15 protein-coding genes, 1 pseudogene and 1 riboswitch are annotated in these 18242 nt (G+C 73.1%); of the genes and pseudogenes, 7 read left to right on the top strand and 9 right to left on the bottom strand.

Annotated elements, in window-relative coordinates; genetic code table 11:
• Nucleotides 1-109: 109 nt before the first annotated feature.
• The gene (locus tag PUR71_RS11310) at nucleotides 110-532 is read right to left on the bottom strand and encodes a MarR family winged helix-turn-helix transcriptional regulator (RefSeq protein WP_329926651.1); all 423 of its coding nucleotides are present in this window, start codon (nucleotides 530-532) and stop codon (nucleotides 110-112) included.
• A gap of 73 nt (nucleotides 533-605) precedes the next feature.
• On the opposite strand from PUR71_RS11310, the gene PUR71_RS11305 reads away from it, so the two are divergent.
• Nucleotides 606-1385 carry an alpha/beta fold hydrolase gene (locus PUR71_RS11305; RefSeq protein ID WP_329926649.1) on the top strand — a complete coding sequence of 260 codons (780 nt, stop codon included), beginning with the start codon at nucleotides 606-608 and terminating at the stop codon, nucleotides 1383-1385.
• A gap of 1 nt (nucleotide 1386) precedes the next feature.
• On the opposite strand, the gene PUR71_RS11300 is transcribed toward PUR71_RS11305, so the two are convergent.
• Both PUR71_RS11300 and PUR71_RS11295 read right to left on the bottom strand, forming a co-directional pair.
• Nucleotides 1387-2133, bottom strand: coding sequence for a dienelactone hydrolase family protein (locus PUR71_RS11300; protein ID WP_329926647.1), 747 nt, complete (start codon nucleotides 2131-2133; stop codon nucleotides 1387-1389).
• A 427-nt stretch (nucleotides 2134-2560) separates the two neighbouring features.
• Nucleotides 2561-4510, bottom strand: a complete 1950-nt coding sequence (locus PUR71_RS11295) for an ABC transporter ATP-binding protein (protein ID WP_329926645.1) — start codon at nucleotides 4508-4510, stop codon at nucleotides 2561-2563.
• Nucleotides 4511-5020: 510 nt separating this feature from the next.
• On the opposite strand from PUR71_RS11295, the gene PUR71_RS11290 reads away from it, so the two are divergent.
• Nucleotides 5021-5572 carry a YceI family protein gene (locus tag PUR71_RS11290; RefSeq protein ID WP_329926643.1) on the top strand — a complete coding sequence of 184 codons (552 nt, stop codon included), beginning with the start codon at nucleotides 5021-5023 and terminating at the stop codon, nucleotides 5570-5572.
• Nucleotides 5573-5653: 81 nt separating this feature from the next.
• Here PUR71_RS11290 and PUR71_RS11285 read toward each other — a convergent pair whose 3' ends face one another.
• From PUR71_RS11285 to PUR71_RS11275, 3 genes are all read right to left on the bottom strand, one after another.
• Nucleotides 5654-6973, bottom strand: coding sequence for an NRAMP family divalent metal transporter (locus tag PUR71_RS11285; protein WP_329926641.1), 1320 nt, complete (start codon nucleotides 6971-6973; stop codon nucleotides 5654-5656).
• Nucleotides 6970-8337 (bottom strand): magnesium transporter MgtE N-terminal domain-containing protein, encoded by a 1368-nt coding sequence (locus tag PUR71_RS11280; RefSeq protein ID WP_329926640.1) that lies wholly within the window; start codon nucleotides 8335-8337, stop codon nucleotides 6970-6972. The genes PUR71_RS11285 and PUR71_RS11280 overlap by 4 nt, the downstream gene beginning before the upstream one ends.
• A gap of 313 nt (nucleotides 8338-8650) precedes the next feature.
• A riboswitch (M-box (ykoK) riboswitch) is annotated at nucleotides 8651-8830 on the bottom strand.
• A 554-nt stretch (nucleotides 8831-9384) separates the two neighbouring features.
• Nucleotides 9385-10116: a DUF7873 family protein gene (locus tag PUR71_RS11275; protein WP_329926638.1), complete on the bottom strand. Its 732-nt coding sequence runs from the start codon at nucleotides 10114-10116 to the stop codon at nucleotides 9385-9387.
• Nucleotides 10117-10249: 133 nt separating this feature from the next.
• Here PUR71_RS11275 and PUR71_RS11270 point away from each other — a divergent pair, with 133 nt between their 5' ends.
• From PUR71_RS11270 to PUR71_RS11260, 3 genes are all read left to right on the top strand, one after another.
• Nucleotides 10250-11686: a serine/threonine-protein kinase gene (locus PUR71_RS11270; RefSeq protein ID WP_329926636.1), complete on the top strand. Its 1437-nt coding sequence runs from the start codon at nucleotides 10250-10252 to the stop codon at nucleotides 11684-11686.
• Between the two features lie 87 nt (nucleotides 11687-11773).
• Nucleotides 11774-12337, top strand: coding sequence for a hypothetical protein (locus PUR71_RS11265; protein WP_329926634.1), 564 nt, complete (start codon nucleotides 11774-11776; stop codon nucleotides 12335-12337).
• Between the two features lie 220 nt (nucleotides 12338-12557).
• Complete coding sequence (locus PUR71_RS11260) at nucleotides 12558-13019, top strand: hypothetical protein (RefSeq protein WP_329926632.1); 462 nt, start codon at nucleotides 12558-12560, stop codon at nucleotides 13017-13019.
• A 25-nt stretch (nucleotides 13020-13044) separates the two neighbouring features.
• Here PUR71_RS11260 and PUR71_RS11255 read toward each other — a convergent pair whose 3' ends face one another.
• A complete protein-coding gene (locus PUR71_RS11255; RefSeq protein ID WP_329926630.1) occupies nucleotides 13045-14505 on the bottom strand; it encodes a glycoside hydrolase family 16 protein in 1461 nt (486 codons plus the stop codon).
• 183 nt (nucleotides 14506-14688) lie between these two features.
• On the opposite strand from PUR71_RS11255, the gene PUR71_RS11250 reads away from it, so the two are divergent.
• A complete protein-coding gene (locus PUR71_RS11250; protein WP_329926628.1) occupies nucleotides 14689-15273 on the top strand; it encodes an NUDIX hydrolase in 585 nt (194 codons plus the stop codon).
• A 50-nt stretch (nucleotides 15274-15323) separates the two neighbouring features.
• Here PUR71_RS11250 and PUR71_RS11245 read toward each other — a convergent pair whose 3' ends face one another.
• Both PUR71_RS11245 and PUR71_RS11240 read right to left on the bottom strand, forming a co-directional pair.
• Nucleotides 15324-16013 (bottom strand): Tat pathway signal sequence domain protein, encoded by a 690-nt coding sequence (locus PUR71_RS11245; protein ID WP_329926626.1) that lies wholly within the window; start codon nucleotides 16011-16013, stop codon nucleotides 15324-15326.
• Between the two features lie 110 nt (nucleotides 16014-16123).
• Nucleotides 16124-16321: pseudogene (locus PUR71_RS11240) on the bottom strand (hypothetical protein); the annotation flags it as partial.
• A 182-nt stretch (nucleotides 16322-16503) separates the two neighbouring features.
• On the opposite strand from PUR71_RS11240, the gene PUR71_RS11235 reads away from it, so the two are divergent.
• Nucleotides 16504-18081 (top strand): FAD-dependent monooxygenase, encoded by a 1578-nt coding sequence (locus PUR71_RS11235; RefSeq protein WP_329926624.1) that lies wholly within the window; start codon nucleotides 16504-16506, stop codon nucleotides 18079-18081.
• Nucleotides 18082-18242 lie beyond the last annotated feature (161 nt).

Here is an 18242-nt window from a genome sequence, read left to right as displayed (position 1 = left end):
GGCATCGCTCGAGGCGGCCGAGCCGGTGCGCACGGTGGTTCTTCTCCTCGGGCGCCCACATCCCGGACCACGCCGCCGAGCACCAGCGCTACCGGGACGCCGCGGCGCCCTACCGCGGCAACTGATCCTCCCCGAGGCGCCGGAGCAGGTCGAGGAGCGTCGCGCGGTCCCCGGGCGCCAGGGGGGCGAAGCATTCCGCGAGCACCTCGTCCGCGACCCGGTGCCCGGCGGCGAGGACCTGCTCGCCGGCCGGGGTGAGGTGGTGCTCGATGCGGCGCCCGTGCCCCGGCGTGCGCTCCACCAGGCCCTGGGCCGTCAGGCGGCCTGCGAGCGTGCCGAAGGCCTGCTCGCTCTGGAAGGTCGCCGCGGCGAGCGCGCGGGCGGACGCCCCGGGCGAGCGGCCGATCGCCCGCAGGGCGTCCCACTGGGCGAGCGTCGTGCCGACGGCGGCGAGAGCGGTGTCCAGCGCCCGGTGCTGCCGGTACTGCGCCTGCTTGACCGCTCGTCCGAGAACCTGCAGCTCACCATGCATGAGGCGAGTCTAGGGCCGGGGTCGCCCGATAACCAAGCTAGCTTAATTAAAGATATTTAGTTACCCTGGGGTCATGACCCTCCACCACACCACCGTCATGTACGGCGACCTGCCCCTCACCCTCTCCGAGGCCGGCAACGGCAGGCCGGTCCTGCTGCTGCACGGCGGCGGAGGCCCGCACACCGTCGCGCGCCTCGCCGAGCACCTCTCCCGCGGCGCACACACCATCGCACCGACGCACCCCGGCTGGAACGGCACGCCCCGCCCCCACTGGCTGGCCGGCGTCGACGACCTCGCCCTCCTCTACCTCCGCATGCTGCACGAGCGGGGTCTGGAGGACGTCCTGGTCGTCGGCTCCTCGATGGGCGGCTGGACGGCGGCCGAGATGGCCGCGCTCGACACCACCGGCATCGTCACCGGCGTCGTCCTGATCAACGCCGTCGGCGTGCGGATCGAGGGCGAGCCGATCACCGACTTCTTCGCCCTCGACGCCCGCGCCGCCGCCGAGCACTCCTGGCACGACCCCGACCGCTTCTACGTCGACCCGGCAGGCCTCTCCGCCGACCAGGCCGCCGCCCACCAGGCCAACATGGCCACCATGCGCGTCCTGGCCGCCGACCCCTACATGCACGACCCCAAGCTGCTCCACCGCCTCCCGCGCGTCGAGGTGCCCGCCCTCGTGCTGTGGGGCGAGAGCGACCGCATCGTCACCCCGGCCTACGGCGCGGCGTACGCGGACGCCTTCGGCGACGGGCGGTTCGAGCTCATCCCCGGGGCGGGCCACCTCCCGCAGATCGAACAGCCGGAAGCGACCTTCGCCCTGATCGATGCCCACCTGCGCCGGGAGGGGTGACCTACCCCAGCGCGCGGTCGAGGAGGAGGAGCAGCTGCTCCCAGTGGCGCTTCAGGCCGTCCGCGTCGAAGGCCGAGGTGTCGGCCATCGTGAAGCCGTGGACGGTGCCGGGGTGGATCTCGGACGTGTACCTGAGGCCGGCCGCGTCCAGGGCCCGGTTGAGCTCGGCGAGCGTCTCGGGCGTCTGGTCGCTCGCGGCGTGGCCCAGGTGGACCTCGGCGGTGACGGCCGAGAGGAGGCGGTGCAGGCCGTCGGGCCCGTCGCCGACCACGGGGCCGTGGAACCCGGCGACGGCGGCGACCTGCCCGGGGTGGGCCGAGGCGGTGCGCATCGCGAGGAGGCCGCCGAAACAGTAGCCGGTCACGGCGATCGGGCCGGCGGCGACCTCGGGCCGGGTGGTCAGGAACCGGACGAAGGCGTCGGCGTCGCGGAGCGACACCTCGGTGGTGTGCGCCCGGATGAGGGGCATCACCTGCCCGATGATCCCGTCCCGGACGTCGTCGCCGATGAACTCGGGGAGCTCGACGACGGGTGACGGGCCCTGCCGGTAGAAGAAGTTGGGCACGAGCACGTAGTAGCCGTGCCCGGCCAGCTCGCGGGCCATCTCCTCGATCACCGGGCGGATGCCGAAGGCGTCCGGGTACATGAGCACCCCGGGGTGCGGCCCGCCGTGGTCGGGGAAGGCGGCGAAGGCGTCGGCCCGGCCGTCGGGGGTGGGTATGAGCAGCGTCGCGGTACGGGTGGGCATGAAGTCTCCTGCCGTGGTGGGCGTTTCGAATCGGAGGTCGAACACGATGGAGGCGGAGCCCGGACGCGAGCGCCGGGCCTGCGATCCACCTGCGGGCCCGTACCGGCCCGTCCGGCGCTCAGCGGAGCGCCGGGGCGACAATCCGCTTGTGGCGCGGGGCCGTTCCGGTAGTCATCGCCGCCCACCCTAGCCTGCCGGGCGACGCCGGCCCATCGATTCGGTCCGCTCGCAGCCGCGGTCGATCGCCTGCTGACCGCCGCCACCGTCACCCTGGACACCGTGCCCCGGACCACGGACGGCGAACCCTTCGGCTGCACCGGCCTGAAGCCCGCCGGCCGGTGCCCCCGCCGGGGTCAAGCGCATGTGGGTCGCACCCGCACCCGCGGCCTCGCCCGCCGCCACCGGCGGGCTGACCCCCGGACGGCGCTCACCAGCCCGGCCCCTCACTCTCGCAGGACGGGCTGACGCGCTGGGCGGGCAGGCCGCTGCGCTCGTTCTGGAGGTCCCACAACTCCCTGAAGCGGCCGCCCTTCTCGGCCACCAGCTCGGTGAACGTGCCCTCCTGGAGGACCTTGCCGTCCTCCAGGACGACGATGCGGTCGGCCACGGCCACGTTCGTGAGCCGGTGCGTGACCAGGACGACCGCCCGCTCCTGCGCGACGGCGCGCAGGTTGCGGAAGATGCGGTGCTCGGCGCGGGGGTCGAGGGCGGCAGTGGGTTCGTCGAGGACGAGGAGGCCGGCCTCCCGGTGGAAGGCGCGGGCGATGGCCAGGCGCTGCCACTGACCGCCGGAGAGTTCCTCGCCGCCCATCCATTCGACGGCCAGGAGTGTGGACAGGCCCCGGCGGAGCTTGGCGACGACCTCGGCCGCGCCGGAGGCCTCGGCGGCGCGCAGCACGGCGGCGTCGCCGTCGGGGGCGGGCTGGCCGAGGGTGATGTTGTCGCGGCAGGTGAGCGGCCAGCGGGCGTAGTCCTGGGGGACGACGGCGACCTGGCGCCACAGGGCGTGCGGGTCGAGGTCGCGGGTGTCGTGGCCGTCCCACCGAACGGCCCCGGCGGTGGGCAGGTAGAGGCCGGAGAGCAGCTTGGCGAGGGTGGTCTTGCCGGAGCCGTTCTCGCCGACGAGGGCCAGGATCTCGCCGCGTTCGACGTGCAGGTTCACGCCGTCGAGCGCGGTGCGTTCGGAGGCCGGGTAGGCGTAGTGGAGGTCCTCGACGGCGATGCGGCGCGGCGGTTCGGGCACCCGGTCGCCGCGCTGGAGGCGGTGGCCGCCGGCGGTGTCGAGGAAGGTGGACCAGTCGTCGAGGTACATGCCGGTGCGGAACAGGTCGGCGCCGTAGCCGACGATGCCGTGCAGGCTGGTGCTGACCGCGCCGAGCGCGAACACCGCCGCGCCGCCCTGGGGGAGGCCCATGCGGCCGGTGCTGACGAGCCACAGCATCGCCGCCCACACGAGGGCGGTGCCGAGCCCCGTGGCGGCGGCGCCGAGCACCGAGACGCGGGCGGTGGTCAGCGCGGCGCGGCGGGAGGTGGCGTCGAGGCGGCGGCCGACGTGTTCGTACTTCTCGAGCAGGAAGTCGCCCATGGTGTCGGAGCGGATCTGGTCGGCGTTGCGCTTGACGTGGATGTACCAGCGCAGGTTGGCCATGATCCGGCGGTCGCCGATGGTGGCCCGGTTCGCGAGGAACTGGACCCGCGCGGCGCGCACCGACGCGAAGCCCTGCGGCAGCGCGGCGAGCACCAGCAGCGGGAGCAGGAGGGGGTGGAGGACGGTCAGGACGCCGGCGGCGCCGATGAGCGAGGCGAGGGAGGCGATCAGGTTCTGCGCCTCGCCGACGATGTCGACGCACACGTCGGCGCCGCGGTCGGCGGCGTCCAGCTCGTCGTTGTAGCCGGCGGTGTCGTAGGCGGTGAGCTCGGCGGCGACGGTGGCGCGCAGGACGGCGGCCTCCGCCTCGCGGGAGATGCGGGGGGAGAGGTGGATGGTGATGGTGCGGATCGTGATGCCGAGCAGTGAGCGGACACCGGCCGCCGCGGCGATCACCAGGATCGACGGCGCGGCGTGCGCGAGCTTCTCGCCGACCCGGCCGGGGCCGAACAGGGCGGCGATGGTGCCGGTCGTGGCGAGCAGGCCGGTCGCGCCGAGCACGGCGGACAGGACCTGGCAGGCGAGGAGCAGGGCGACGGAGAACCGGTCGATGCGCCAGCCGAGGCGGAAGGCGCGGACGACGAGTGTGGGCAGGCGGCGGGCCATCGCGCCGACGCTGATCGCCTCGATCGTCTCGATGCGGCGGCGGTCGGCCAGCCACGTGAGCTCTTCGTCGGCGTCGCCGGGGGCGTTGACGCCGTCGGTGGACTGCTGGGTCTGGGCACTCATGCGTCGGCCTCCTCGCGGGGGTCGCCGATCACCGGGGTGGGGGGATTCACCACAGCTCCTCCAGGCGCGTGAACGGACGTGCGGAGCCGTCGCCGGGCAGCCCGAGGTAGGCCCAAATAGGCCGGATGACAACGGAGTTGAGGCTGCACAGCGGGCGGCGGAGGTTCGATGATGGTGCTGTTCGAGCCTGCCGTTCAAGCGATTCGTTCCCGGGCGAGCCCGGGTCGAACGGGGTGTTTTCGAGCACCTGGCGGGAGCAGCCGGAGCCGCGGCGGGCCGGGCGCGCAAGGCGCGGAGGCATCGAAGGGGAAGGCCGGAGGCCGCCGCGGACCGGTCGCCGGATTCACTCGTTCGGCTGGTCGTGCGGCGCGCGGCCGGGCGGACGGCGCAGCCCCGCCCGCTCCTCCGCGCGTCCGTCCGGAAGGCGGGCCGAAGAGGCCTTAGCGTGAGCCGGAACGACCCGGGGCGGACGGCGTCCCGGGCCCGGGACCAACGGGAGGAACACCCGCCATGACTGCCGAACTCGCCGAACTCACCGGGGACTACGTCTTCGACACCGCCCACACCCGGATCGGCTTCGTGGCGCGCCACGCCATGGTGACCAAGGTCCACGGCGCGTTCCACACGTTCGAGGGCACCGCCCACCTGGACGGCGCGGACCCGTCCCGGTCGAGCGCCGAGGTGGTGATCAAGGCCGGGAGCATCGACACCGGCGTCGAACAGCGCGACCAGCACCTGCGCACCAACGACTTCCTGGACGCCCCGAACTTCCCCGAGATCACGTTCCGCAGCACTCGGATCGAGGCCCGCTCCGACACGGTGTACCGGGTCACCGGGGACCTCACGATCAAGGACACCACCCGCCCGGTCGCGATCGACGTCGAGTACACCGGCAATGCCGTCGACCCGTACGGCAATCTGCGGGTGGGCCTGGAGGGCGAGGTGACGATCAGCCGCAAGGAGTTCGGCGTCACCTGGAACGCGGCGCTGGAGGGCGGCGGGGTCCTGGTGGGGGACAAGGTCGTCCTGCAGTTCGACGTCTCGGCGATCAAACAGAAGTAGTTCCCGGCGCCCGGAGGTCCGCGAACGCGACCGGGCCCGCCGTCCGCGGACGGCGGGCCCGGTCGCGGACTCCGGTCGGGCTCAGCCGATGCCGACCCAGCCCAGCACGGTCTGGCCGAGCAGGATCGTCGACATCAGGGCGACGCCGACGACCACGATGGTGGCCACGACTCGGTAGCGGGGGCTGTTGGCCGCCTCGCCGAGGACGGAGCGGCGGTTGGTGAGCGCCAGGAGGTAGACCAGCACGATCGGGCTGATCAGGCCCTGGAGCACCTGGGTGCCGATCAGCAGCTGGATGAGGTCCACCGGGGTGAGCGCCACGACGGCGCCGAGCGCGATCTGCGCGGTGAACACCCCGAGGAACAGCGGAGCGTCGCGGAAGCTGCGTGACACCGAGCGCTCGACGCCGGCGGCCTCGCCGATCGCGTAGCTGGCGGAGAGCGGCACCACGGCGCCGGCCAGCGCGGAGGCGCCCATCAGCCCGAACGCGAACAGCAGCTCGGCGCCGTGCCCGGCGACCGGCTTGAGCGCCTCGGCGGCCTCCGCCGCCGACTCCAGGGGCCCGGTGCCGCCGATCGCGGAGGCGGTGGCGATGATGATCGTCAGGCTGATCACGCACGCGAACACCGCGCCGAGCACGGCGTCCGCCCGGATCAGCTTGTAGTCGGCCGGCTTGGCGCCGCGGTCGACGACGCCGGCCGCCGCGTAGAACTGCATGTACGGGCTGACGGTCGTGCCGATCAGCGCGACGGCCAGCAGGATGAAGTCCTTGCTGGGCTCCAGGTGCGGGATCACCAGGTGCTCGCCGACCTGCCCCCAGTCCGGGTGGCCCATGACCATGGCGACGGGGTAGGCGAAGAACGCCAGCGACATCACCAGGAAGATGCGCTCGGCCCACTTGTACGAGCCGAAGAGCACCAGCGACCACAGCAGGACGGCGGCCGGCGGGATGACCGCCCACTTCGGCACCCCGAGCAGCTCGAAGGCGGCGCCGATCCCGGCGAACTCGCTGACGACCAGCCCGGTGTTGGCCAGCAGCAGGCAGAACACCGCGAGCGCCGTGAGCCGGAGGCTGAACTGCTCGCGGATGAGCGCGCCGAGGCCCTTGCCGGTGTGCGCGCCGAGCCGGACGGCCATCTCCTGCACCATCACCAGGGCGAGGGTGACGAGCACCATGAAGAACAGCGTTCCGTACGTGAACTGCGAGCCGGCACTGGCGTAGGTGGCGATCCCGGCCGCGTCGTTGCCGGCGTTCGCCGCGACCAGCCCGGGGCCGGCCACCATCGCGACGGCGGCGATGCGCCGCAACCCCCGTCGGCGTCCGGGCGCGGCGGCGGACGACCGCGCCTCCTCGGGAGCGGACGCGTCGGCGTCGGGGCGGGTGTCGAGGTCGCGGGTCACTTGAGGAGCCTCCGGAAGTGCAGGCGCCCGCGCTCGGGGAGCAGCGAGTCGAGGATGTCGTCGGCCAGGACCCGGCCGAGGGGGCGGTCGGTGTCGTCGACCACGAGCAGGGAGGTGGCGCGGGCGGCGACCAGGTGGTGGGCGGCCTCGGCGAGGCGGGTGTCGGGGCTGACGGTCACCGGGGGGCCGAACTGGGCGCGCCAGGCGACCAGGTCGGCGACGACGGTGGTGTCCTCGGCGACGGTGAGGTCGAACAGCGGGATGTCGCCGATGAGCACGCCGTCGTCGTCGAGGACGGTCACCGCGTCGATGTCGGTGCGGTGTTCGGCCTGCGCGGCGAGTTCGGCGCGCACCTCGCCGACGGTCCGGGCGGGGCGGGTGGTGACCAGCAGGGTGGTCATCGCGCCGCCGGCGGTGCCCTCGCGGTGGGTGAGCAGCGAGCGGAGTTCGGCGGCCTCGGGCTCGGGCATCCGGGCCAGGAGGTTCTCGCGCTCGCCCGGGTTCAGGTCGCGCAGGGCGTCGGCGGCCTCGTCGGGCTCCATCTCGTCGACGAGCCGGGCGGCGTGCTCGGGCGGCGCCTCGCGCAGGAGGTTCTCCAGCTCGGCGGGCTCCATCTCCTCCAGCGCGTCGGCCGCGTGCTCCGGCTCCAGCCAGCCGAGCAGCTGCTGGCGCTCGTGGCGGCCGAGGTCCTCCAGGATGTCGGCGAGGTCGGCCGGGCGCAGCCGGTGCAGCGCCGAGCGGGAGGCGCGCAGGCGCACCTCGGCGGGGCCGTGGGTGGCCTGCTCGCCGAAGGGGGCGACGGACTGCCAGTCCAGGACGCCGTCGGGGGTGGGGCGGATCTGCCACCGGCGGGGGCCGAGGCGGCGCAGGAGGGTGGGCAGCGAGACGTCGACGCCGACCAGGACGGTGCGGGCGGCCAGCGGGGCGAGGTAGAGGTCGGCGGCGCGGGTGACCTGGACGCCGTCGACGTCGACGAGCTGGTGGTCCATCACGTCGCGGGCCAGCAGTACCTCGCCGGGCCTGCGGTTGAACTCGCGCAGGTCGACGCGGGAGGTGCGCAGCCGGACCCCGCAGGTGTGGATCCGCTCGACGGCGGTGGCCGCGATGAAGGCGCGGCGGCGTCCTATGCGGATGATCAGACCGGTGACGGGCGGGTAGGGCTCCGGTCCGTAGAGGCGGGCGACGACGTCGACGACGCGGCCCACCTCCTCGCCGGCCTGGTTGGTGACCGGTCCGCCGACCAGCCCGGCGAGCGAGACGAGCGACGAACGGACGGCCTTGGTGACGGTGGTGCGGCGCTCGGCCTCGACGGTGCGGTCGCGAAGGCGCGCCGTGGCGGAAGAGAACAGCGTGGTGGTGGCCATGGAGAAAACCCCCCTCGCCCCGGCAGGACGGGGCATCGGGCCGCCCGGTGGCATGCCACTGCCAACCCTGACCGCAGGCGTCACCGGGCGCGCGCAGGGGCCTCCGGCGTCACACGGACGCGAGGGGGCGGGCGGAGCGGACCCGGCGGGGTCAGGGAAGGAGGAGCCGCCTGGAGCAGCGGAAGAAGGACAGCGGGAACGAAACGGTGGAGGGCCGACTATGGCCAGGACTTCCGTCCATCACGCCCCCTCCCGATCTCGGCCGCGATCCGTCGCGCGGCGGCAAGGCAGGGGTAGGCGGACGTCGCCGTCCGGTGCACCCCAACTCGTCAGAGCTTTGGCACTCCACGGCGTGTCCCCGGCCGGTCCCGGCGGGGAAGCCACTTGGGGTCACCCCTTGGGCCGGGGAGACCTGTCCTGATCCGGAGCGTCTCTCGACGGGTGGGATCAGTGGCCTGTGTCCGTGAAGACGCCTCACCGAACGAGGTGTCCTATCGAATGCTTGACAGGATAGGGCCTCGTCCTCCTCCGGGCACAACCCTTGACCTGAGCTTGACCTCGCTCCGACCAGCGGGGGAGCCGGCGGGCGCGCACCAGGGCGCGTCCCGCGCAGGCGCGCGCGGGTGCCGGGGAGGCGAGAGGACCCGGGAGCGTAGCCTGCTCCCGGGCCCCTTTGTGCCGCCCAATTGCTCACACCGGCACGTTTAAGGGCCGCGGATCACTTTGAAACCGACGCGTTCTGCCGTTGAACTACCGTGCCACGGAGCGGCACAGGCAGGACTTGAACCTGCATTCGTCGATGGTCGTCCGCACCCGGTCGATCCGGTGTTCGGCGGCGAATGCTGAGACTGGAGCGGGAGTCTGAGTTTGACGGGGCTTGCCTCTGCCGCTTGGGCTACCCCGGCCCGTGGTGCCGGGGGGAGGATTCGAACCTCCACTGTGACCCCTGGTCAGCTTCAACGTCAGTGTCAGCCTTTTCGCGCCGGGCGACGCGTGAGGCGCACGCCCGGTGCACCCGCCCGGCTCCCCGGGCGGGCGATCTGGGGGCTACCCGAACAGGTAGCCGAAGACGGCGTCGCCGACGCGCTGGTCGGTGACGTCCACGGCGTTGGCCTCCTCACGGGCGAACTTGACCGCCTGCTGGAGCTTCTCCACCCGCTCGGCGAGCTCGTTCACGCGCCGGGCCGGCAGGGCGCCGGAGAACTTCACGGTCGTCCAGTACCCGACCGGGACGTCCTCGTAGTAGACCTCGACCTGGGCCGGGTGCTTCTCGGTGGCCTCGGCCTTGACGTGGTTGCGCGGCACCTTCCTGGTGCGGATGGTGCGCACCGGCTCGGTCTTCCAGGAGTCGGTGGACGGGTCGAGGTTCCACGACTCGGAGGCGTCCAGCACCGGGAGCTTCCGCACGAAGGTGAACAGGTCGGTGAGCTGCTTCTCCAGGAAGAGCAGGTACGGGACGGGCACCTCGGCGAGCAGCACACGGCCGTCGACCACCACGTCGGCGCGGGCGCCGAGGTTGGCCCAGTCCTTGGTGGCCGTCACGTCGAACAGCCGGGTGAGCGTCGTCGCGGTGGACCGCAGGACGTCCTCGGCCTTGAGCTGCACCCGGGTCGACTCCGGCGGGAGCTGCTCGCCCTCCTCGTCCTTGGGCTGGTAGGTGCGGGAGATCCCGGCCAGCAGCGCGGGCTTCTGCAGGTCCTGGTGGGCCTGGGTCAGCTCCTGGAAGGACTTGGACTTGACGCCTTTTTCGACGGCGATGATCTGGTTCAGCTTTGCCACGCCGAGGACGCTAGCAGTCCCGAACTGACGCGCGATACCCAATTCCTGACCAAGTGGCGTCGCGGGGACCACGCGTGCCGGTCCTTGCCGCGGCGTGTCCACGGACAGGGGCGCGGCACTAAGGTATGGGCCCGTGACAGCATCGAACGGGGCAGTGGTCGGGGGCCGGTACCGTCTCCACGACCTCATCGGACAGGGCGGCATGGGCCGCGTGTGGAGGGGGCGGGACGAGACCCTCGGGCGGGACGTCGCCGTGAAGGAGGTGCTCCTGCCGGACGGCGTCGACGACGAGCACCGCGAGCAGCTCCTGCAGCGCACGCTGCGCGAGGCGCTCGCCGCCGCGCGGCTCAACCACCCGGGCATCATCACCGTGCACGACGTCGTCGAGCACGAGGGTGCGCCCGTGATCGTCATGGAGTACGTGACCGGCTCCTCGCTCGCCGCGCTGCTCGGCCGGGACGGCGCGTTGCCGGTCCGGCGGGTGGCCGAGATCGGCGCCGCGATGCTCAAGGCGCTCCAGCAGGCGCACGCGGCGGGGATCGTCCACCGCGACCTCAAGCCCGACAACGTCCTGTTGATGGACGAGCGCGTCATCCTCACCGACTTCGGCATCGCGCACATGGCCGACGCGACCACCGCGCTCACCCGCACCGGCGCCGTCATCGGCACCCCCGCCTACATGGCCCCCGAGCAGCTGGAGGGCAAGCCGCCGACGGCCGCCAACGACCTGTGGTCGCTCGGCGCGACGCTGTACGCGGCGGTGGAGGGCCAAGCCCCGTTCCACGCCGACACGTTCAGCGCGCTGTGCATCGCCGTCGTCACCCAGCCGCCGCGCCCGACCCAGCGGGCCGGTGCGCTCGGGCCGGTGCTCACCGGGCTGCTCACCAAGGACCCGGCGCAGCGGCTGACGGCCGAACAGGCCCTCGCGGCACTGGAGTCGGTGGTCCGGGGCGAGGCGGCCCCGGTCGTCCCGCCGCCGACGCGGGTCGACGCGCCGCCCCTGCAGCCCGGGTTCGGGCCGCCCCTGGGCTACCCGGCGCCCGAGCCGAACACGGCGCACCTGCGGTCGGTGCTCGGTACGATGCCGCACCGGGAGCCGACGCCCGGCGGCGGTTTCGTGCCCCACCAGCAGCCCGCGCCGCCGTACCCGCCGAGCGTGGCGCCGACCGCGGACGGGGCGGTCGCCGCCCGGCGGGGCAACCCGGCGGTGGCGCGGCTGGTGCGCTTCCTCGGCAGCATGGTGGCCCTCTGGGCCGTGGGCCTGCTGATGCCGTGGAACGAACTGCGCTGGATGGCGCCCTCCTATTACCTGCCCGTGATCGTCGTCACGGCGGTGTTCTCGCTCGGGCACGCGCTGCCCCGGCCGCGCCTCCACGCGGGGCTGGTGTGGGTGCTCTTCTTCGTCTTCGACGTGGCGATGTTCTACTTCGACATGTACATCGAGTCCCAGGGGTTCCTGGGCATGCGCGGCTACAGTCCGGTGCCCGGCCCGATCCTGGTGAACTCGCTGATCGTCGCCACCTGCGTCTGGCTCCTCTGGTGGAAGGTCCCGGGCAGCCGCCGGTCCTGACGCGGGGGCGGGCCGGACGCCGGGGCGGGCCGACGAAGATCATCCGGGCGTAGGCTCCTCGCGGACGACAAGGCAAGAGAGGCAGACATGGGCCAGAAGATCATCCGGTTCTCGGACCTGACCGGCGAGCACGTGGAGAACGACGAGGACCTGGTGCGCATCGTGGTCCACCGCCACCCCGACCTGGAGGGCGGCCCGGTCGAGATCGAGGCGCTCGCCGGCGAACTGGCCGCGGTGGAGGAGCTGGCGCTCGACCTGGTGACGATCGAGCTGCACCACCCGGGCGAGGCCGGGCCGCGGACGGTCGTGATGGAGGCCGGGGCGTTCGACCGGCTGGCCTCGGCGGCGCCGATGGCCGAGGTGCTGCGCGGCGCCAAGGCGGTTGCCGCCCGGTCACTCCCGAGCCAGGGCGCGGCGTCGCCCGCGCCCAGGGAGCGGGTCAACTACGCGAGTCTCGACCACGCCGGCCGGCCGCACAAGGGCCGCACGACCGACGCCGAGAAGCAGGTCGTGCAGCAGCACCTGGAGGAGATCAACGAGCGCCTCGCCACCGAGGGCGTCCGGACGATCGACCTGGCCAACTCGGAGCACGTCACCCGCTACGGCCTGGAGGCCCTGGCCCAGGCGATCGGCGTGACCACCCAGGACTGACGGCGGTACGGCAGGTATCGGCACGTTCACCCGGGCTCGGCGGGTTCGGCAGGGGCTCCGGGCGCGAGGACGGTGTCCGGAGCCCCTGCCGTTCGCGCACCGGTTCGGCCGAAGGGGTGACGGCGGACGTCCGGCACGCGTCGCGTCGTCGGGGCCGGATATCCGCTCCCTAGCGTGGCCGGTGATTCCGGGGGGCCACGGAGAGCGAGAGGTGCGGTTGATGCTGCGTCGGTTGGCGGTGGCAGTGGCGGTGTGCGGTGCGGTGGCCGGGTCGTCGGGGTCGGCGGGCCCGGTGGACCGGCCGGGGGCCGGGTCCGGGGCTGTCGTGGTGATCCAGGAGAACCCCGACCCGGCGGCGCCCGGCGAACTGACCACGGTGCACGGGATCATCGCCAACGAGACGCCGGGCTACGCCCCGGAGCTCGTCGTCACCGTCACGGTGCAGCCCGGGGCGACGCCCGAAGGCCGGTACTTCCCGCGGAGCTGCAAGGCGGCCGGCCAGACGGTGACCTGCACGTTCCCGGCGGGCCTGCCGTCCGAGCGGACGGCGACGGCCCTGGTGCCGGTGCGGATCGCGGCCGACTACCCGGGCCCGGCGGTCGGGGGGACGGTGACGGTGACCAGCCCCGGGGACCCGAGTGTGGATGACTCGGAGGACTTCGTCATCGAGGTCGTCCGCTGACCTCCGGGCCGTTCGATCCGCGCGCTCAGCGGAACACCCGCACGTAGTCGGCGTCGAAGCTGATCGACGTCGTGTCCGGGTCCGGGTCGGGGTGGTAGTTGCCCGAGCAGATCGACAGGTTGAGGATCAGGTCGGCGTGGAAGCCCCGGCCCACGCCCTTGCCGTCGGCGAAGACGGGCTTGCCGTTGAGGTACCAGACCGTGGACGACGCGCCGTAGTACGTCCCGATGGTGACCCACTCGCCGGGCTTGATCGCGGTGCGGTCGCGCACGTACTTCTGGGCGGTGGCGATGTGGCTGGTCAGCTCCAGCAGGTCGCCGTTGTCCGGGTGGTACTCGAAGGAGTCGATCTCGTGGTCGCCCTCGCGCCACGACCACAGCGCCGGCCACGCGCCGTCCTCCTCGGGCAGCCGGACCCGGGTCTCGACGTAGTCGCCCGCCCTCACCTGGAAGTGCTCGCGCGTGCCCTCGGTGGTGAGGAGGCCGGTCTCCCACGCGGTGCGGCCGTTCGGCAGCCGGAAGGTGCCGGGGCGCGCGGTGAAGGTGGCGACGCCGTCGGCGACCGTCACGTTGGCCGGGTTGATCCGGTCGAGCTTGTCGTCGTTCGGGTTGTGGTCGCCGTACTTGTAGGCGTTGGTCTTGGTGTTGTTCCAGCGCTCGGCGTTCAGCGGGCCGTCGAACTCGTCCGACCAGGCCAGCTTGGTGCCCGGGATCGGCGAGGTCGGGCCGGGCGGCCGGGGCGGCTGCGGTGGGGTGCCGGAGACCGTCAGGGTCTGTTCGGCCAGGTTGTGCCAGACGCCGGCCTGGTCCTGGTAGAAGCCGAACATCCGGTACCGGCCCGCCGGGAACGTGCGCCCCTGGGTGGTCAGGGTGACGCCGTCCGGGCAGATCTGCTGGTCGGTGAGGCTCCCGGGGAAGTCGAGGTTGTCGTCGTCGGCGTCCCGGACACCCACGCCGAGCACGGCGACGGTCATGCAGGCGGTGGCGTGGACGGTGAGCTGCGCGGTGGTCGACGTGTCCGCGGTGGCGGTGGTGGGGGTCAGCCGGTCCTGGACCACCCGGGGAGCCTCGATGGTCAGGGTCTGTTCGGCCAGGTTGTGCCAGGCACCGGCCTGGTCCTGGTAGAAGCCGAACATGCGGTACCGTCCGGCGTCGAAGCTCCGCGCGCCGCTGGTGAACGTGATCCCGCTCGGGCAGATCTCCTGGTCGGTGAGGTTCCCGGGGAAGTCGAGGTTGTTGTCCTGGGCGTCCCGGACGCCCACGCCGAGCGCGGCGACCGTCGTGCAGGCGCTCGAGCGCACGGTCAGCTGAGCGGTGAGCGGCACACCGGCGACGCCGGTCGTCGGGGTCAGGCCCACCTGGACGACCTGGACGACCTGGGTGGCTCGTGTGGCGGCTCGCGCGGTGGTCGGGGCGACGACGAGGGCGAGTGCACACGCGACCGCGCAGGCGCGTGCGGCGGCACGTAAGGACGTGAGCGTGAGCACGGGGACCTCCTGGGTGCGGCCGAACGCGGGACGGGCGGGGCGGCCGGCAGACGGGCCGCGCAGCAGCCACGCTAAGCAGCGCGGGGGAGGGTCACCACCGGTGATCGGCCGAACGTACCCGTGGCCGCCGGGCGCCCCGTGCGCGCTGCTCGGAGCCGAGCGGCGATCGGCTAGCGTCGGCCCATGGACAAGGAGATCCCGCACCGGTCGCTTCACCGTTCGCCTCCCGAGCACGAGTTGGTGGCCACCAGCAGCACCGTCGTCTACCGGAACCGCTGGATGACCGTCCGCGAGGACCGCACCCTGCGGCCCGACGGCGCCGAGGGCCTCTACGGCGTCGTCGAGAAGCCGGACTTCGCGCTCGTCGTCCCGTACGCCGACGGCGGTTTCCACCTCGTCGAGCAGTACCGGTACACGGTGAAGGCCCGCTACTGGGAGTTCCCGCAAGGCTCCTGGGAGGACGAGCCGGACGCGGACCCGCTCGCCCTCGCCCGCGGCGAACTCGCCGAGGAGACGGGGCTGACGGCCGGCACCATGACGCCGCTGGGGTACCTGTACGAGGCCTACGGGTACTGCGACCAGGGCTTCCACGTCCTCCTCGCCACGGACCTCACCGCGGGGGAGACGAGCCTGGAGGAGACGGAGGCGGGGCTGATCAGCCGCTGGTTCTCCGAGGCCGAGGTGTGGCGACTCATCGCCGGGGGCTCGTTGAAGGACGCCGCGTCCATCGCGGCCCTGGCCCTGTTCCAGCGCCATCGCGCGGGGTGACGTGCCGGGTGCGCGGACGGCGGGCCCGTCCGCGCACCCGGCGGTGTGCCTCAGTTGATCGTGACCACCGGGCTTCCGGCGGCGGTGGTGTCGGACACGGGCCCGAAGGTGGCGGAGAAGTAGCCGTCTCCCGGGCAGAGCGAGGAGCCGTCGCTCTTGGCGAAGTGCTCGTTGGTGAAGGTCAGGCTGTGGGCGCCGTTGTCGGCGTTGCCGGTGAAGGTGCCGCTGAGCTGGTAGGTGCAGGTGATCGTGCCGAACCAGGTGTCGAGCACGGCGCTGGCCTGGATCGGTCCGGCCGCGCCGCCGACGAGGGTGAGCGGGAGGCCGGCGCTGTCGTCGACGGAGAGCGTGAAGGGCAGGTTGCCGACCGTCAGGCTCTCGACGTTCGTGACGCCGGTGACGTTGGCCGTGCACGAGTCGAAGGCGAGCCCGGTCAAGGACTCCGTGGCCGTGCCGGGCGCGGCCGGGTTGGTCAGAACGGTGGCCGAGAGCCGGGACGCGGCGCAGGTGACGCCGGTGGTGCTGGTGGCGGTCGAGTAGAAGGTGGCGGTGGTGTTCGCGGCGAGCGGCGCGACGAGCGCGTCGCCCACGGCGACGGCGGTCGTGCCGGCGCCGTCGGTGGTCAACACGGCTGCGGCGTCCGCTGTTCGCTCCGGTGCCCGGGCTGCGGACGCGGGGACCGCGCCCAGGACGACCGCGGTGGCGGCGACGGTGGCGGCGAGGTGGCGGCGAAGGCGCATGGGAAAGCCTCTTCCTCGGTGAGGGGGATCGAGAAGACGACCTTTCGCGCGCCCGGAGGGTGGGGATCCGGGCGGCTGCCTACGTTCTAGGCCTGTGGCGGTGTACCGTCAAGACGATGGGCGGCAGTTGCTGACGTTTCGTCAGCAGCAGCCGGTCCGTGGCGGACGAGTGGGCCCGAGGGGCGGCCGGGTCCGATCAGGACGGCTCCGAGGCAGATGCCCGCGACGGCGTGGCCGTTGGCCAGGTGCGGGAGCAGCGGCACGGGGAGCAGCCGTGCGGCGATGTCCGGGTCGACGCGGTGGTTCACCAGGAGGCGCCGTTCGACGACGCTGGAAGCTTCGGCTGCTTCATGACTGCGTCGGTCATGCCTCTGTTTGGCATCTTGGCTCAGTGTCTACGAGCGCTCCGAGGGTTCTCCGCGAGCTGGCGGGCGGCGGGGTGCGGGCGGAGGCTGGAGGGAGCGGAGGTGGCTGCGAGGAGTGAGCGCGCATGAGCGAGACGGACGTACTGGTCGTGGGAGCCGGCCCGGTCGGGCTGACGGCGGCCGCGGAGCTGTGCCGCAGGGGCGTCGGGTGCCGGATCGTCGACCGGCTGGCCGAGCCGCAGCCGTACGCCAAGGCCGTGGGGATCCAGCCCCGCACGCTGGAGCTGTGGGACGCGATGGGGCTGCTCCCGCGCGTGCTGGACGAGGCCGTGCCGCTGAAGGGCCAGCTGACGTACCTGAACGGCGAGCCCGGCCCGCGCATCGAGCTGCGCCTGCCGCCGGACGTCCCGTACGGCTTCGCCGCGCTGCCGCAGTACACGACGGAACGCCTGCTCACGGAGCACCTCGCGGCCTTCGGGGCCGCCGTCGAGCGGCGCTGTGAGCTGACGGGTCTGGCACAGGAGAACGGGCGGGTCCGGGTCTCGCTCACGACTCCGGAGGGTGAGGAGGAGGTGTCGGCGCAGTACGTCGTGGGCTGCGACGGCGCGCACAGCCGGGTGCGGCGGCTGCTCGGGATCGGCTTCGAGGGGGACGCCTTCCCGTCGCGTTACATGCTGGGCGACGTCGCCGCCGACTGGGACGTCCCGGAGGGGTGGGCCGTGCGGTCGATGGCGACCGGCGGCGACGTGCTGGTCTGCGTGCCGCTGCCCGGAGGCCGCTACCGCCTGTCGATGCTCGCGCCCGCCTCGCGGCCGGCGGGGGCGGACGGTGGCGTCGCGCACGGCCTGGAGGACGGCTGGAAGCCCTCGCTCGCGGACCTCCAGGCGGTCGTCGACCGGCTCGCGCCGAGCCCGGTGACGGTCCGTGACCTGCGCTGGTCCTCCTCCTTCCGGATCAGCCACCGCCTCGCGGACCGCTACGCCGACGGGCGGGTCTTCCTCGCCGGCGACGCCGCCCACATCCACCCGCCGACCGGAGCCCAGGGCATGAACACCGGCATCCAGGACGCGTACAACCTCGCCTGGAAACTGGCCCTCGCCGTGCGCGGCGCCGCCTCCGACGGGCTCCTCGGCACCTACCACGCCGAGCGTCACCCGGTGGGCGCGGAGGTGGTGGGGCGCACCGTCCGGCACGCCCGGTCCGGCTTCGCCGGGGAGGGGCTGGAGCTGCGGCGGGAGGCGCAGCTGCTGGTGGGCTACCGGGGCGGGCCGCTGAGCGAGCCCGAGGGCACAGAAGCGCTCGCGCCGGGAGACCGGGCGCCGGACTGCGGGGGCCTGGAACGTCCGCTGGTGTCGCACCCCGTGCGGCTCTTCGACCTGCTGCGCAGCCCGCACCACACGCTGCTGCTGTACGCGGGGCCGGCGACGGAGCTGCACAGCCTGCATGCCTGCGCCGAGGCGGCGGGGGCGGCGGCTCACGGGCTGCTGAACGCGTACGTGGTGTTCGCGCGCGAGGCCGAGCCGTCGGCCGGGCTGCTGCTCCCGGGCCTCCGGGACGCGGGTGGCGCTTTCCGGGCGGCGTACGCGGCGACGGACGGCGAGGCCTTCGTGATCCGGCCGGACGGTTACCTGGGTGCGCGCCTTCCGGCCGGCGATCCGGCGCGTGTGGTGGGGCACTTGGGGCGCACGTTCGCGGTGAGGTGAGTGTGTGTAGCGCGGTAGTCGGCCCGTCCGACTTCCTGCGCCTGAGGTCAGCCGGGCGGCGCTCGGGTCATCGCTTCCAGTAGTCGATGTCGGGCAGCCGGACCCACACGTCGGCGGGGCCGGTGACGGCGCGGGCGCTGGTGGGTCGGAGACCGGCGAAG

Origin of the sequence: Streptomyces sp. SP17BM10 (genome assembly GCF_036322405.1) — a bacterium.
In the GTDB taxonomy this organism is placed as follows: Bacteria; Actinomycetota; Actinomycetes; order Streptomycetales; family Streptomycetaceae; genus Kitasatospora.
Note: the sequence above shows the minus strand (reverse complement) of the source record. Positions and strands in the feature narration are given on the sequence as shown.